A 13,209-nucleotide genomic window follows, 5' to 3' on the forward strand; every position below is an offset into this window, starting at 1 on the left:
ACAGATTAGAGAAACGACCATGCATAACGTCGTCATCAGCGGCACCGGCCTGTACACCCCGGCCAACAGCATCTCCAACGAAGAGCTGGTGCAGTCTTTCAATACCTACGTCGCGCAGTTCAACGCCGACAACGCTGACGCCATCGCCAGCGGTGAAATCCAGGCCCTGACCGAATCCAGTGCCGCGTTTATCGAAAAAGCCTCGGGCATCAAGAGCCGCTTTGTCATGGACAAGGACGGCATTCTCGACCCTGCGCGCATGGCGCCACGCCTGCCGGAGCGTTCCAACGACGAGTGGTCGGTGCTTTGCCAGATGGCCATCGGTGCCGCCGAACAAGCCCTGCAGCGTGCCGGTAAGACCGCCGCCGACATCGACGGTGTGATCGTCGCCTGCTCCAACCTGCAACGCGCCTACCCGGCCATCGCCATCGAAGTCCAGGAAGCGCTGGGCATCCAGGGTTTCGGTTTCGACATGAACGTCGCCTGCTCGTCGGCGACTTTCGGCATCCAGCAAGCCGCCAACACCGTGCAACTGGGCCAGGCCCGGGCGATCCTGATGGTCAACCCGGAAGTCTGCACCGGTCACCTGAACTTCCGCGACCGCGACAGCCACTTCATTTTCGGTGACGCCGCCACCGCCGTCGTCATCGAGCGTGCCGATACGGCGACGTCGAAACACCAGTTCGACGTGGTCAGCACCAAACTGCTGACCAAGTTCTCGAACAACATCCGTAACAACTTCGGCTTCCTCAACCGCGCAGCGGAAGAGGGCATCGGTGCCCGCGACAAACTGTTCGTGCAGGAAGGTCGCAAGGTGTTCAAGGACGTCTGCCCGATGGTGGCCGAGCTGATCGGCGAGCATCTGGAAGAGAACAAGCTCAACGTTGGCGACGTGAAGCGTTTCTGGCTGCACCAGGCCAACCTGAGCATGAACCACCTGATCGTGCGCAAGTTGCTGGGCCGCGAAGCCACCGAAGAAGAAGCCCCGGTGATTCTCGACACCTACGCCAACACCAGCTCCGCCGGTTCCGTGATCGCTTTCCACAAGTACCAGGACGATCTGGCGGCCGGTTCGCTGGCGGTACTGAGCTCGTTCGGTGCCGGTTATTCGATTGGTAGCGTGATTCTGCGCAAACGCTGAGTCCGTGTTAAAAGATCGCAGCCTGCGCGCTTCTTCGGGAGCCGTCGCAGGCTGCGATTTTTTTTGCCCGTGAGGTATCGATGGCTGCAACGGATGACACTCAATTGCTCGAACGCCTGCTGGCTGGCGAGCAAAAGGCTTTCAAGGAACTGGTCACCACCTACCAGAGCGCCATGCGCGCGGTGGCCTATGCGATTGTCGGCCAGCGCCACGTCGAAGAAGTGGTGCAGGACGCCTGGCTGTCGGTGGTGCGCCATATCGGCAGCTTCGAGGGCCGCTCCAGTCTCAAGACCTGGCTGCTGACCATCACCGCCAACTCGGCCAAGGGTCGCTACAAGCAGAATCGCCGGGAAGTGCTGATGGATGATCTGCCGTCGCCCCACGGCACCATCGACGACGACCGTTTTTCTCCCGGCGACGGTCACTGGCTGGTCGCACCGTTCGCCTGGCATCAGGACACGCCCGAAGCGCTGCTCACCGAAAATGAACTGCGCGAATGCCTGGAGCACACGCTGCTCAGCCTGTCAGAACTGCAAAGCAGTGTGCTGTTGCTGCGCGAGCGTCAGGGCCTGGAGCTGGAAGAGATCTGTAATCTTCTGGAGATCTCGCTCTCCAATGTCCGTGTGCTGCTGCATCGGGCACGCTTGAAGGTCTTCGCGACCGTGGAACATTTTGAGGAGACCGGCGAATGTTGACCTGCAAGGAGCAAGTGGCACGATCCAGCGATTATCTCGATGGCCAGTTGAGCTTTCGCGAGAAGCTGATGGTGCGTCATCACCTGATGTTCTGCCCCAATTGCCGGCGTTTCATTCGCCAGATGCGGCTGATGCAGGCGACGTTGCGCAAGATGCCGGAGAAACCGGAAGGGGATCTGGACGCATTGGCCGAGCGCTTGGCCGAGCAGCGACGAAAAGACAATTCCTGAGGCAAAAAACAGCCCGGCACAACAGCGGCGAACGGATGATGGGGATCGCTGCTGCTGCGCCGGGCTGTAGGAGAAAAGCAGCTTCAAGCGACAAGTGAGGCATTCACTCGCGGCTTGAAGCCTGGCATTGCTGTTTTAGAACTTGGCTTCGGCATCCAGTTGCAGGGTGTTGATGTCGGAGTCAGTCTTCTTGAGGCTGGCGTTGGTGTAGTCCGAGTTAGCCATGAAATACGTGGCGCCCAGGGTGAAGTTCTTGTCCAGCTCGTAGCTCACTTTCAGCTTGCTGCCGCGCGAACCGGTGTAGCCGTTGGCGAAGTCGGAGTCGGTGAAGGCACCCACCACAGCGTTACGCTGTACGTCGCGGTAGTTGTAGTCGATCCCGAAGCCGTAAACCTTGGTCTTGACGCCGGCCAGCCAGCCAGTGTCCTGGTCGTTGCTGGCGTCGTTGTTGTTGACGTACTGACCGTAGATCGACAGCGGTACTGGCAGGTTGGCGACGTCCAGCTGACCAAAGCCTTCATACAGTTTGAAGGTTTCGTTCGGGCTGTTGCCGTTGACGGCCAGGGCGCATGGCGCGGTCACGGTGCCGGTGGTCGGGCAGGCACTGTCCTTGTCGTTGTCGTAGGAATAGATACTGCCGCCCAGGGTCAGTTTCAGGCTGTCGGTCAGTGCGAAACGACCGCCCAACTGGCCGGCGTACAGACGCAGGTCGTGCTTGAACTGCACGCCTTCGCCATCGACGTTGTCCTTGAGGGTGTAGTGACCGGCGCTACCGAACAGTTCGGCGCTGCCGTTCAGCGGGTACTTGTAGGTGACGGCCAGGCCTTCCGGGTTGATGTCGCTGTCCCAGATGATGTCGCCCATGCTCACCCAAGGCTGGTTCATTTTACCGGCGATCAGGTGCAGGTTCTTGATGGCGTCAGGGTGGTAGTCGACGTAACCCTGGTCGAGCCAGATCTGCTTCTTGTCGAAGTAGTTGTTCAGGTCCTGGTTGGTGGAGCGGGCGTCGTCGCTGCTGCCGGTGGCGATACGGATACCGGTGTCCACCTGCGGGTTGATTTCGGTGTAGGCACCCAGACGGGCACGAATGCGCTGACGGTCCTGGTCCTTGGCGTTCGGTACGCCATCGTTCTTGACGGTTTCCTGACGGAAACGCACGTCACCCTTGAACTGGGTCTTGGCAGCCCAGGCCAGTTTCTGGTCGAAGGTGCTCAGTTCGTTGGTTTTCTTCGCGGTCGCCGCGATCTGCTCGTTGGTCTCTTGCTGCGCCTGCTGCGCGATTTGCTGGGCCTTCTGATCCTGGGCCAGTTCAGTTTGCAGTTCTACGTACTGCGCCTGGGTAATGGAACCGTTGGCCTTGAGCATTTCGAGCAGTTTGGCGTCGACTGCGGCACTGGCCGGAACACTCATGGCCAGCAACAGGCCACCGCACAGGGCTGCCGCAGTTTTCGTGGAAGCAAGACGCATAGCAATCTCCGAAGATGAGAGGGATGGCTGAACCATCCTGGGCACAACCGACGATTTGAACGTCGGAAAACTGTGTCCGGGTAGAACCCGGCGCTCTAAAAACAGGCGCCAGTATCGCGATGGTTTATGACAGAGCAGTGGCACGGTGATGGCAGGTTGATGACGATACAAAACTTCCGTGAACTATTGATTTAGAGCGCTGTCGCGCAATTGGTCGTGTGCAAGATCAAGGCGATGGGCGATACTCGCGAGGCTTTCAGGCCCGGATGTGGAGAGGAAAATGCCGTTGCAGCGCCTGCAAAAACTGTCGGAAATCGAACCGGCGCTCTGGGATGCACTGGTGCCGGACAACCAGCCGTTTCTGCGCCATGCTTTCCTCGGCGCGCTGGAAGACAGCGGCAGTGTCGGCCCGCACACCGGCTGGCAGCCGGAGCATTTGCTGCATGTCGAAGACGGTCGTCTGATCGCGGCGCTGCCCGGTTACCGCAAGTGGCATTCCTACGGCGAATACGTGTTCGATCACGGCTGGGCCGACGCCTGCGCCCGCGCCGGCATTGATTACTACCCCAAGTTTCTGAGCGCCGTGCCCTTCAGCCCGGTCAGTGGTCCGCGGTTGCTGGCGGCGAACGTCGAGGACGGATTCGAACTGCTCAAGAGCCTGCCGGGCTATCTGCAAATCGAAGAACTCTCCAGCGCCCACATCAACTTCACTGACCCCTTCACCGACGCTGCCATGGCCGAACAACCGGGCTGGCTGCAACGCATCGGCTGTCAATATCACTGGCAGAATCGCGGCTATCGCGACTTCCAGGACTTTCTCGACGTGCTCAGTTCGCGCAAGCGCAAACAGATGCGAAAGGAGCGCGAGCAAGTGGCGGGGCAGGGTTTCGAGTTCGAATGGCTGGAAGGACGAGAACTGGACGAGGCGCAGTGGGATTTTGTTTACGCCTGCTACGCCAACACCTATGCGGTGCGTCGTCAGGCGCCGTATCTGACACGGGGGTTTTTCAGCTTGCTGGCCGAGCGCATGCCGGAATCGATTCGTGTCGTGCTGGCCAAACAGGGTTCAAGGCCGGTGGCGATGGCGTTCAGTCTGGTGGGGGGCGACAGCTTTTACGGTCGTTACTGGGGTTGCCTGGCCGAGTTCGACCGGCTGCATTTCGAAACCTGTTTCTATCAGGGCATGGACTACGCGATTGCCCAGGGTTTCCAGCGTTTCGACGCCGGCGCCCAGGGCGAACACAAACTGATTCGCGGCTTTGAACCGGTGATCACCCATTCCTGGCACTACCTGCGTCATCCCGGCCTGAAAGCCGCCGTGAAGGATTTCCTCCAGCAGGAACGCGCCGGTGTTCTGGCTTACGCGGAAGAGGCGAGGAGCGCCTTGCCGTATCGGCAAGCCTGATCCTCGCCGCTGCCCTCAACTGTCTTCCTTGCCCAGCCAGCGATAGACCACGCCGCCAACCACCGCGCCCAGCAACGGCGCGACCCAGAACATCCACAACTGTGCGATCGCCCAGCCACCGACCATCAGCGCCGGGCCCGTGCTGCGGGCCGGGTTGACCGAGGTGTTGGTCACCGGAATCGAGATCAGGTGGATCAGCGTCAGGCCCAGGCCGATGGCAATCGGTGCCAGTCCTGCCGGCGCGCGCTTGTCGGTGGCGCCAAGGATGATCACCACGAACATGGCAGTCATCACCAGTTCGGTGACGAACCCGGCGGCCATCGAGTATTTGCCCGGCGAGTGCTCGCCATAGCCGTTGGAGGCAAGGCCGGCGGCGATGTCGAAACCCTCCTTGCCGCTGGCGATGTGGTAGAGCAATGCCGCTGCCAGAATCCCGCCGATCACCTGGGCGATGATGTAGGCAGGCAGTTCTTTGGCCGGGAACCGACCGCCGACGACCAGACCGACCGACACGGCCGGGTTGAGGTGACACCCGCTGATGTGGCCGATGGCAAACGCCATGGTCAGCACCGTCAGACCAAACGCCAGGGCGACCCCCAGCACGCCGATTCCCATAGGTGAAGACGCGGCGATCACCGCACTGCCACACCCGCCCAATACCAACCAGAACGTACCCAACAACTCAGTGACTGAACGTTTGAACAGAGACATGAGAGTGTCCTTGATAGACGTGCTATCGAGACTGCATCGAGTTGTGCTTCCTTGCAGAATTACGACAGGTTCATCTCCAGAACCTTCGCTGATTACAGCAGGGATTCAAGGGATTTCCAGCAGGCGATAAAAAACCGCCAGAGCCCGTGGCAGAGGGGCTGTGGCGGTTTTTGTGTTTCGCGCAGGGTCAGTCGATGCCGACAAACCCTCCGGTCTGGTGTGCCCACAACCGCGCATACAACCCGCCATGGGCCAGCAGTTCGGCATGGTTGCCGCTTTCGGCGATCTTGCCGTTTTCCAGCACCACCAGCCGATCCATGCGGGCAATGGTCGAGAGGCGGTGGGCAATGGCGATCACGGTCTTGCCCTGCATCAGGGTTTCCAGGCTTTCCTGGATCGCCGCTTCGACTTCCGAGTCCAGCGCCGAGGTCGCTTCGTCCATGATCAGGATCGGCGCGTCCTTGAGCAGCACTCGCGCAATCGCGATCCGCTGGCGCTGGCCGCCGGACAGTTTCACCCCGCGCTCGCCGACATGGGCATCGAAACCAGTGCGACCTTCGGCATCCGACAGCAGCGGGATGAACTCATCGGCACGGGCCTTGCGCACCGCCTCCCAGAGTTCGGCGTCGGTGGCGTCAGGCTTGCCGTACAGCAAGTTGTCGCGGATCGAACGGTGCAGCAGCGAAGTGTCCTGGGTGATCATGCCGATCCGTGCGCGCAGGCTTTCCTGGCCGACTTCGGCGATGTTCTGGCCGTCGATCAGGATCCGCCCACCCTCCACGTCGTACAGGCGCAGCAGCAGGTTGACCAGGGTCGATTTGCCGGCACCGGACGGGCCGATCAGACCGATCTTTTCCCCCGGTTTGATGGTCAGGTTGAGGTCGCCGATGATGCCTTTCTTCTTGCCGTAGTGAAAATCCACGTGCTCGAAACGCACTTCGCCACGGGCCACGGCCAGCGGTTTGGCCTGTTCGTGATCGGTGACGCTGACCGGTTGCGAGATGGTCTGCAGACCGTCCTGGACCATGCCGATGTTTTCGAAAATCCCGGTGACCACCCACATGATCCAGCCGGACATGTTGACGATGCGAATCACCAGACCGGTCGCCAGGGCGATGGCGCCGACGGTGATCAGCGACTGCGACCACAGCCACAGCGCCAGCGCGGTGGTGCCAACGATCAGCAGGCCGTTCATGGTGGTGATCGCCACGTCCATGCTGGTGACCACGCGCCCGGCCATCTGAGCCTTTTCGGTCTGCTCCTGCATGGCTTCGCGGGCGTAGTGCTGTTCGAAATTGGTGTGGGCGAACAGCTTCAGGGTGGCGATGTTGGTGTAGCCGTCGACGATCCGGCCCATCAGCTTCGAACGCGCATCCGAAGCCGCGACCGAGCGATCCTTGACCCGTGGCACGAAGTAATAGAGTGCGCCGATGTAAGCGGCGATCCACGTGAGCAGCGGGATCATCAGGCGCCAGTCGGCCTCGGCGAACAGCACCAGCGAACTGACCGCGTAGATCAGCACGTGCCACAGGGCATCCACCGCCTGCACGGCGGAGTCGCGCAGCGAGTTGCCGGTCTGCATGATGCGCTGGGCGATGCGCCCGGCGAAGTCGTTCTGGAAGAAGTTCAGACTCTGCTTGAGCACATAGCTGTGGTTCTGCCAGCGAATCATGCTGGTCATGCCCGGGCTCAGCGTCTGGTGCACCAGCAAGTCGTGCAGGCCGAAGAAGATCGGGCGCAGCACCAGTGCAACCACCACCATCCAGGTCAGTTCGAAAGCGTGGTCGTGGAAGAAATTCGGGTTCGGCGTGCCCTGGGCCAGGTCGATGATGCGGCTCAGGTAACTGAACAGCGCCACTTCGATCAGTGCGGCGAACAGGCCGACCACCAGCAGGGCGGCGAAACTTGGCCAGACCTGCTTCAGGTAATAGGTATAGAAGGGCAGAACACGGTTCGGCGGAGCCGCCGTCGGGGCGTCACGGAATATGTCGATCAGTTGTTCGAAACGGCGATAGAGCATCAGATAACCGCCCGGAGTACGGGCTCTCCTTTTATCAGTGTGAGCGGCGCGATGGATAATCGACGCCGCTCGATACGCCCTGTAAAGCTTAGTCGATGCGCTTGGCCGACTTGATGATCACAGGGTCGACAGGCACGTTTTGCATGCCCTGTTTGGTGGTGGTCTGGGAGTTGACGATGATGTCGACCACGTCCATGCCCTTGACCACTTTGGCGAACACGGCGTAACCGGCGTCGCGGCCCGGATCGAGGAACGCGTTGTCGGCAACGTTGATGAAGAACTGGCTGGTGGCCGAGTTTGGATCGGAAGTACGGGCCATCGACAGGGTGCCGCGAACGTTGTGCAGACCGTTGCTGGCTTCGTTCTTGATCGGTGCCTTGGTGTCTTTTTGTGCCATCTGCTGGGTGAAACCGCCGCCCTGAGCCATGAAGCCCGGGATCACGCGGTGGAAAATGGTGTTGGTGTAGAAGCCGCTGTCGACGTACTCAAGGAAGTTCTTGGTACTGATCGGCGCCTTGACCGGGTCCAGCTCGATTTCGATGGTGCCGTTGGTGGTCACCAGTTCGACGTGTGGCGCCTTGGCCGGCGTGGCAGCCATCAGGTTGGCGGCGAACAGCACGGTGCCGGCGGCGAGGGCGATTTTTTTCAGCATGGTTCAGTGATCCTGAGGGTGAATATCGGCTGTGGCGAGAAACTCCAGCAGCGTTTGATTGAAACGTTCGGGTTGATCGAGCGGGGTGGCGTGGCGCGAATCGGCGATCACCACCAGCCGCGCATCGGGCAGCAGTCTGACATAGGTTTCTTTCAGCGAAACGGGGGTGTAGTCCCGGTCGGCGCTGACGACGAGCGTTGGACAGGAGATCCTCGAAAGTCGTTCCTGAACCCCCCAGCCAACAATCGCATCGAAGCTGGCGAGATAAGCACGTTTGTCGTTTTTTGCCCAGCGCTCGGCCATCTTCTGTCGCAAATCTGCCTGCTCCGGCTTGGGGAACAGCTTGGCGCCAAGGGCTTTGCCGATGGTGGCCAGGCTCAGCAGGCGCATCAGGCTCCAGCGCTTGAACCACTGCCAGTAATCGTCGCGGCTGCGCACCTTGACCTCGGGCGCGCTGTTGACGATGGTCAGGCTCTTGAGCATCTGCGGCTGATCGACGGCAAACTGAAAACCGATCATGCCGCCCATGGACAGCCCGGCGTAGTGCACCGGGCCGAGCTTCAGGTGTTCGATCAGGGCGACGATGTCGGCGCTGAACCCGGCGATGCTGTAGCGTTCGCGGGGCTTGTCGGAACGGCCATGGCCGCGCACGTCCGGGACGATCACCCGGTATTGCGCGGCCAGTGCCGGGATCTGCATTTCCCAGTCCAGCGTGCTGGAACCGAGCCCGTGAACCAGCAGCAACGGATCGCCGTGGCCATATTCCTCGTAGTGCAGGTTGCAACCTTCATGCTCGAAATACGCCATCGGTGAACTCCGTGTCAGGCTTGTTCGGGGGCGGCGAACGGTGCGTCCAGCGGCAAAGTGTCGAAGGTGCGCAACAGTTCGACGAGGATCTGCGAGGCCGGGCCCAGCGGTTTGTCCTTGTTCGAATACAGATAGAAACTCGGATTGCGGCTGCCGCCCTGATCCAACGGTAGCAGCTTGAGCAGGCCTTCCTTCAATTCACGTTCGATCATGTGCCGTGGCAGCCAGGCAAAGCCCAGGCCGCTGGAAACGAAATTGGCGGCGGTGGCGAGGCTGCCGACGGTCCAGCGCTGTTCGGCACCGAGCCAGCCGACGTCCCGGGGTTGCTGGCGGCCGGAGTCGCGGATCACCACTTGCATCTGGGTTTCCAGGTCCTGGAAATTCAGCTCGCGGTTCAGCCGATGCAGCGCGTGTTCGGGGTGGGCGACGGCGACGAATTCCACGTCGCTCAACTCCGCGCCGAGGTAACCGGGAATGCTCAGGCCGGTGATGGCCAGATCGGCTACACCTTCAAGCAACACTTCCTCGACACCCGACAGTACTTCTTCACGCAGACGCACGCGGCAGCCACGGCTCTGCGGCATGAACGCGGTCAGTGCGCGAACGAGGCGGGCGCTCGGGTAGGCGGCATCGACCACCAGCCGCACTTCGGCCTCCCAGCCTTGCTCCATATGATGGGCGAGGTCCTCCAGTTGGCTGGCCTGCTTCACCAGTTGTCGCGAACGCCGCAGCAACACGCCGCCGGCTTCGGTCAGTACTGCCTTGCGGCCGTCGATGCGCAGCAATGGCACACCGAGCTGGTCCTGCATGCGGGCGACGGTGTAGCTCACCGACGATTGCGAACGGTGCAGGGCCTCGGCGGCCTGGGCGAATCCGCCGTGGTCGACCACCGCCTGCAACGTTCGCCATTGATCAAGGGTCACGCGGGGCGCTTTCATCAATAGCTCCTCTTGTCCTAAGCTGGCTGTCCCTCATGGAGACTGCCGAATGAAAAAATTCTGTTGTGTGGTGCTGGCGCTGCTGCCGCTGACCGCGTTTGCGTATCCGATCGATGTGCAGAAGAATCTCAATGGCCTGAAGATCGACTACGAGTCCTTCGATACCGATAAAGACATCGGCTCCATCCGGGTCGCCAACTACGGCGAGGTCGACGCGGTCTGCAAAGTCGTATTCAGCAACGGCCCGGAGGCGCCGCGCACTCGCAATATCGAAGTGCCGGCCGGCAAACATACCAACGCCACCGCCAAGTTCTCCCGCGAGATCATCAAGCTGCGCGTCGAACTGAGCTGCAACCCGAAATAACACCCGCCTCGTTGTGGGAGCCCGTGTGCTCCCACAAGGTATGCGTCAGCTTATAAACGAATTTATCGATGCTTTATAGCAGTTATTTGCGCTTTTTCATCGATACGACTCTGTTTAACCTTCACTCCATCGACTTACAACATTCTCGGATGGAGGCTACACACCATGTCCCGCGTTCTGATCATCGAAAGCAGCGCCCGCCAGCAAGACTCGGTATCCCGTCAACTGACCCAGACCTTCATCAGTCAGTGGAAAGCGGCACACCCGGCCGATCAGATCACCGTACGTGACCTCGCCGTGAACCCGGTGCCACACCTGGACATCAACCTGCTGGGCGGCTGGATGAAATCCGCCGAACAGCGCAACGACAGCGAGCAATCCTCGCTGGATCGCTCCAACGCATTGACCGATGAACTGCTGGCCGCCGACGTGCTGGTGATGGCCGCGCCGATGTACAACTTCGCGATTCCAAGCACCCTGAAAGCCTGGCTCGACCACGTGCTGCGTGCCGGTGTGACTTTCAAGTACACCGAAACCGGCCCGCAAGGCCTGCTCAGCGGCAAGCGTGCCTACGTGCTGACCGCTCGCGGCGGCATCTACGCCGGCGGCCCGGCGGATCACCAGGAACCGTACCTGCGTCAGGTGATGGGTTTCATCGGCATCCACGACGTGACCTTCATCCACGCCGAAGGCATGAACCTGGGCGGCGACTTCCAGGAGAAGGGCCTCAACCAGGCCAACGCCAAACTGTCCCAGGTCGCTTGATATGTTAATCGCCAGATAATCGCCGATTGTTCTAGTGACCTGGCGCAACCCCTTCAAGGCTCTACGCGCATCGAACCTCCCTTTGCACTTGTTGCTCCTGAGTGCTGTAGCCCGATTGAACGCTTTAGCGAGATCGGGCTTTTTTTTGCCCGGGATTTAGCGATGGCCGGGAAAAACCGCTATCGTCGCCGCCATTCGAAATCGAGGCGACCATGGGCTATCTACTTATTGTCACGCTGATCCAGGCGTTTTCCTTCAGTCTGATCGGCGAATACCTGGCCGGGCATGTCGACAGCTACTTCGCGGTGCTGGTGCGCGTGGTGCTGGCCGGGCTGGTGTTCATCCCGCTGACCCGCTGGCGTTCGGTGGAGCCGGCGTTCATGCGCGGCATGCTGCTGATCGGCGCGTTGCAGTTCGGCGTGACCTACGTTTGTTTGTACCTGAGCTTCCGGGTACTGACGGTGCCGGAAGTGCTGCTGTTCACCATCCTCACGCCGCTGCACGTGACCCTGATCGAAGACGCGCTCAATCGCCGCTTCAATCCATGGGCGCTGATCGCGGCGCTGGTGGCTGTGTGCGGTGCGGCGGTGATTCGCTATGACCGGATCAACCCGGACTTCTTCATGGGCTTCCTGCTGCTGCAACTGGCCAACTTCACCTACGCCGCCGGGCAGGTGTTGTACAAACATCTGGTGGCGAAGCATCCGAGCGATCTGCCGCACTACCGGCGCTTCGGTTTCTTCTACCTCGGCGCACTCGCGGTGGCGTTGCCGGCGTTCCTGCTGTTCGGCAAATCCAACTTCCTGCCCGAAGCGCCGTTGCAATGGGGCGTGTTGGTGTTCCTGGGCCTGGTCTCGACCGCACTCGGTCTGTACTGGTGGAACAAGGGCGCCTGTCTGGTCAACGGCGGCACCCTGGCGGTGATGAACAACCTGCACGTGCCGGTGGGATTGCTGCTGAACCTGCTGATCTGGAATCAGCATGAGGAACTGGGGCGGTTGTTCCTCGGTGGCGGCGTGATTCTGGCGGCGGTGTGGATCAGTCGGTTGGGGATTCGCAAGCCGGCGCCAATTGCCCCACCAGAAACTCGATAAACGCCCGGGTCTTCTGCGGCACCCGCCGCGCCGACGAGTACACCGCGTTGATAGTGATCGCCGGGGCTTGCCATTCGCACAGCACCGGCACCAGTCGCCCGGCGGCCAGCGCTTCTTCGACGATGAAGTCCGGCAGCAGCGCAATGCCCATGCCGGCCTCCGCCGCTTGCGCCAGCAAGTCGCCGTTGTTGGCGTGCAGCGGCCCGGTCACGTTGACCCGTTGGGTTTCCTTGCCATTGCACAGTTGCAGGCTCACGCCGCTCTGCAGATAGCCGTAGTTCAAGCATTGATGCGAACGCAGATCCTGCGGGGTCTGCGGCGTGCCCGCGCGTTCGAGGTAAGCAGGGGAGGCGACCATGATTCGCGGCGCTGGCGCCAGTTGTCGGGCGATCATGGTCGAGTCGGGCAGGCTGGCAATGCGGATGGTCACGTCGAACCCGCCGCGCACCGGATCGACCTGCTGATCGCTGAGCACCAGTTGCAGCTCGATGTTCGGGTGCTGCTCGTGGAACAGCGGGATCAGCTTGCCCAAGCGCCGCAGGCCGAACGACATCGGCGCGTTCACCCGCAACACACCACGCAATTCGCCAACCCCGTCCCGGGCTCGCTGCTCGGCCTCGTCCAGTGCCGCAATCACTTCCCGCGCCGCTTCGAAATATTCGGCGCCAGCCTCGGTCAGGTGCAGGCTGCGGGTGGTGCGTTGCAGCAGTTGTACGCCGATGGCTTCTTCCAGCGCCTGAATCTGTTTGCTGACTTTCGACCGGGGCACGTCCATGGCCCGGGCGGCGGCCGCAAAGCCGTTCTCGCCGACCGTCACCACGAAGGCGCGCATGCATTCGATGCGATCCATGATTGTCCCTTTTTTAGAATCAATGATTCTCGATTTTAGGGAATTGTCCCTTTATCGGCTAGCCCCTAAA

Annotated in this window: 14 protein-coding genes; 7 read left to right on the forward strand and 7 right to left on the reverse strand. The window is 60.9% G+C overall.

Features of this window, described 5'->3' with window-relative positions:
* The first annotated feature begins 19 nt into the window (after positions 1-19).
* The 3 genes from AC1RMX_RS11435 to AC1RMX_RS11445 all read left to right on the forward strand — a co-directional run bounded on the left by AC1RMX_RS11435 (position 20) and on the right by AC1RMX_RS11445 (position 2,066).
* Positions 20-1,141 carry a beta-ketoacyl-ACP synthase III gene (locus AC1RMX_RS11435; protein ID WP_096819363.1) on the forward strand — a complete coding sequence of 374 codons (1,122 nt, stop codon included), beginning with the start codon at positions 20-22 and terminating at the stop codon, positions 1,139-1,141.
* Positions 1,142-1,221: 80 nt separating this feature from the next.
* Positions 1,222-1,836, forward strand: a complete 615-nt coding sequence (locus AC1RMX_RS11440) for an RNA polymerase sigma factor (RefSeq protein ID WP_102620240.1) — start codon at positions 1,222-1,224, stop codon at positions 1,834-1,836.
* A complete protein-coding gene (locus tag AC1RMX_RS11445) occupies positions 1,830-2,066 on the forward strand; it encodes an anti-sigma factor family protein (RefSeq protein ID WP_096819361.1) in 237 nt (78 codons plus the stop codon). Before AC1RMX_RS11440 ends, AC1RMX_RS11445 begins: the two co-directional genes overlap by 7 nt.
* Before the next feature lie 135 nt (positions 2,067-2,201).
* On the opposite strand, the gene AC1RMX_RS11450 is transcribed toward AC1RMX_RS11445, so the two are convergent.
* Positions 2,202-3,533, reverse strand: a complete 1,332-nt coding sequence (locus tag AC1RMX_RS11450) for a putative porin (protein WP_096819360.1) — start codon at positions 3,531-3,533, stop codon at positions 2,202-2,204.
* 280 nt (positions 3,534-3,813) lie between these two features.
* Between AC1RMX_RS11450 and AC1RMX_RS11455 the strand changes: the two genes are divergently transcribed.
* A complete protein-coding gene (locus AC1RMX_RS11455; RefSeq protein WP_493071916.1) occupies positions 3,814-4,938 on the forward strand; it encodes a GNAT family N-acetyltransferase in 1,125 nt (374 codons plus the stop codon).
* Positions 4,939-4,953: 15 nt separating this feature from the next.
* Here the strand turns inward: AC1RMX_RS11455 and aqpZ are convergent, their stop codons facing one another.
* The 5 genes from aqpZ to AC1RMX_RS11480 form a co-directional block, all read right to left on the reverse strand.
* On the reverse strand, positions 4,954-5,649 hold the full coding sequence (gene aqpZ, locus AC1RMX_RS11460; protein WP_096819358.1) for an aquaporin Z: 696 nt from the start codon (positions 5,647-5,649) through the stop codon (positions 4,954-4,956).
* A 187-nt stretch (positions 5,650-5,836) separates the two neighbouring features.
* On the reverse strand, positions 5,837-7,669 hold the full coding sequence (locus AC1RMX_RS11465; RefSeq protein ID WP_096819357.1) for an ABC transporter ATP-binding protein: 1,833 nt from the start codon (positions 7,667-7,669) through the stop codon (positions 5,837-5,839).
* Positions 7,670-7,757: 88 nt separating this feature from the next.
* A complete protein-coding gene (locus AC1RMX_RS11470) occupies positions 7,758-8,321 on the reverse strand; it encodes a peptidylprolyl isomerase (protein ID WP_096819356.1) in 564 nt (187 codons plus the stop codon).
* A 3-nt stretch (positions 8,322-8,324) separates the two neighbouring features.
* Entirely contained in the window at positions 8,325-9,128 is an 804-nt protein-coding gene (locus tag AC1RMX_RS11475; protein ID WP_096819355.1) for an alpha/beta fold hydrolase, read from the reverse strand.
* Between the two features lie 14 nt (positions 9,129-9,142).
* Entirely contained in the window at positions 9,143-10,066 is a 924-nt protein-coding gene (locus tag AC1RMX_RS11480) for a PA3225 family LysR-type transcriptional regulator (protein ID WP_007956543.1), read from the reverse strand.
* A 49-nt stretch (positions 10,067-10,115) separates the two neighbouring features.
* Here AC1RMX_RS11480 and AC1RMX_RS11485 point away from each other — a divergent pair, with 49 nt between their 5' ends.
* The 3 genes from AC1RMX_RS11485 (at position 10,116) to AC1RMX_RS11495 (ending at position 12,289) form a co-directional block, all read left to right on the forward strand.
* On the forward strand, positions 10,116-10,430 hold the full coding sequence (locus AC1RMX_RS11485; protein WP_085710332.1) for a 3-phosphoglycerate kinase: 315 nt from the start codon (positions 10,116-10,118) through the stop codon (positions 10,428-10,430).
* 165 nt (positions 10,431-10,595) lie between these two features.
* The gene (locus AC1RMX_RS11490) at positions 10,596-11,195 is read left to right on the forward strand and encodes an FMN-dependent NADH-azoreductase (protein ID WP_096819354.1); all 600 of its coding nucleotides are present in this window, start codon (positions 10,596-10,598) and stop codon (positions 11,193-11,195) included.
* A 212-nt stretch (positions 11,196-11,407) separates the two neighbouring features.
* Positions 11,408-12,289 carry a carboxylate/amino acid/amine transporter gene (locus tag AC1RMX_RS11495; protein WP_102620243.1) on the forward strand — a complete coding sequence of 294 codons (882 nt, stop codon included), beginning with the start codon at positions 11,408-11,410 and terminating at the stop codon, positions 12,287-12,289.
* Here AC1RMX_RS11495 and AC1RMX_RS11500 read toward each other — a convergent pair.
* On the reverse strand, positions 12,234-13,139 hold the full coding sequence (locus AC1RMX_RS11500; protein WP_102620244.1) for a LysR family transcriptional regulator: 906 nt from the start codon (positions 13,137-13,139) through the stop codon (positions 12,234-12,236). The two genes, AC1RMX_RS11495 and AC1RMX_RS11500, sit on opposite strands and share 56 nt — an antisense overlap.
* Positions 13,140-13,209 lie beyond the last annotated feature (70 nt).

Source organism: Pseudomonas sp. GW822-FHT03F04, from assembly GCF_058801405.1.

Bases quoted from the DNA above. Each gene is read 5' to 3' on its own strand.
- AC1RMX_RS11435 (WP_096819363.1), top strand. From the start codon at position 20: ATGCATAACGTCGTCATCAGCGGCACCGGCCTGTACACCCCGGCCAAC.
- AC1RMX_RS11440 (WP_102620240.1), top strand. From the start codon at position 1,222: ATGGCTGCAACGGATGACACTCAATTGCTCGAACGCCTGCTGGCTGGC.
- AC1RMX_RS11445 (WP_096819361.1), top strand. From the start codon at position 1,830: ATGTTGACCTGCAAGGAGCAAGTGGCACGATCCAGCGATTATCTCGAT.
- AC1RMX_RS11450 (WP_096819360.1), bottom strand. From the start codon at position 3,533: ATGCGTCTTGCTTCCACGAAAACTGCGGCAGCCCTGTGCGGTGGCCTG.
- AC1RMX_RS11455 (WP_493071916.1), top strand. From the start codon at position 3,814: ATGCCGTTGCAGCGCCTGCAAAAACTGTCGGAAATCGAACCGGCGCTC.
- aqpZ (WP_096819358.1), bottom strand. From the start codon at position 5,649: ATGTCTCTGTTCAAACGTTCAGTCACTGAGTTGTTGGGTACGTTCTGG.
- AC1RMX_RS11465 (WP_096819357.1), bottom strand. From the start codon at position 7,669: ATGCTCTATCGCCGTTTCGAACAACTGATCGACATATTCCGTGACGCC.
- AC1RMX_RS11470 (WP_096819356.1), bottom strand. From the start codon at position 8,321: ATGCTGAAAAAAATCGCCCTCGCCGCCGGCACCGTGCTGTTCGCCGCC.
- AC1RMX_RS11475 (WP_096819355.1), bottom strand. From the start codon at position 9,128: ATGGCGTATTTCGAGCATGAAGGTTGCAACCTGCACTACGAGGAATAT.
- AC1RMX_RS11480 (WP_007956543.1), bottom strand. From the start codon at position 10,066: ATGAAAGCGCCCCGCGTGACCCTTGATCAATGGCGAACGTTGCAGGCG.
- AC1RMX_RS11485 (WP_085710332.1), top strand. From the start codon at position 10,116: ATGAAAAAATTCTGTTGTGTGGTGCTGGCGCTGCTGCCGCTGACCGCG.
- AC1RMX_RS11490 (WP_096819354.1), top strand. From the start codon at position 10,596: ATGTCCCGCGTTCTGATCATCGAAAGCAGCGCCCGCCAGCAAGACTCG.
- AC1RMX_RS11495 (WP_102620243.1), top strand. From the start codon at position 11,408: ATGGGCTATCTACTTATTGTCACGCTGATCCAGGCGTTTTCCTTCAGT.
- AC1RMX_RS11500 (WP_102620244.1), bottom strand. From the start codon at position 13,139: ATGGATCGCATCGAATGCATGCGCGCCTTCGTGGTGACGGTCGGCGAG.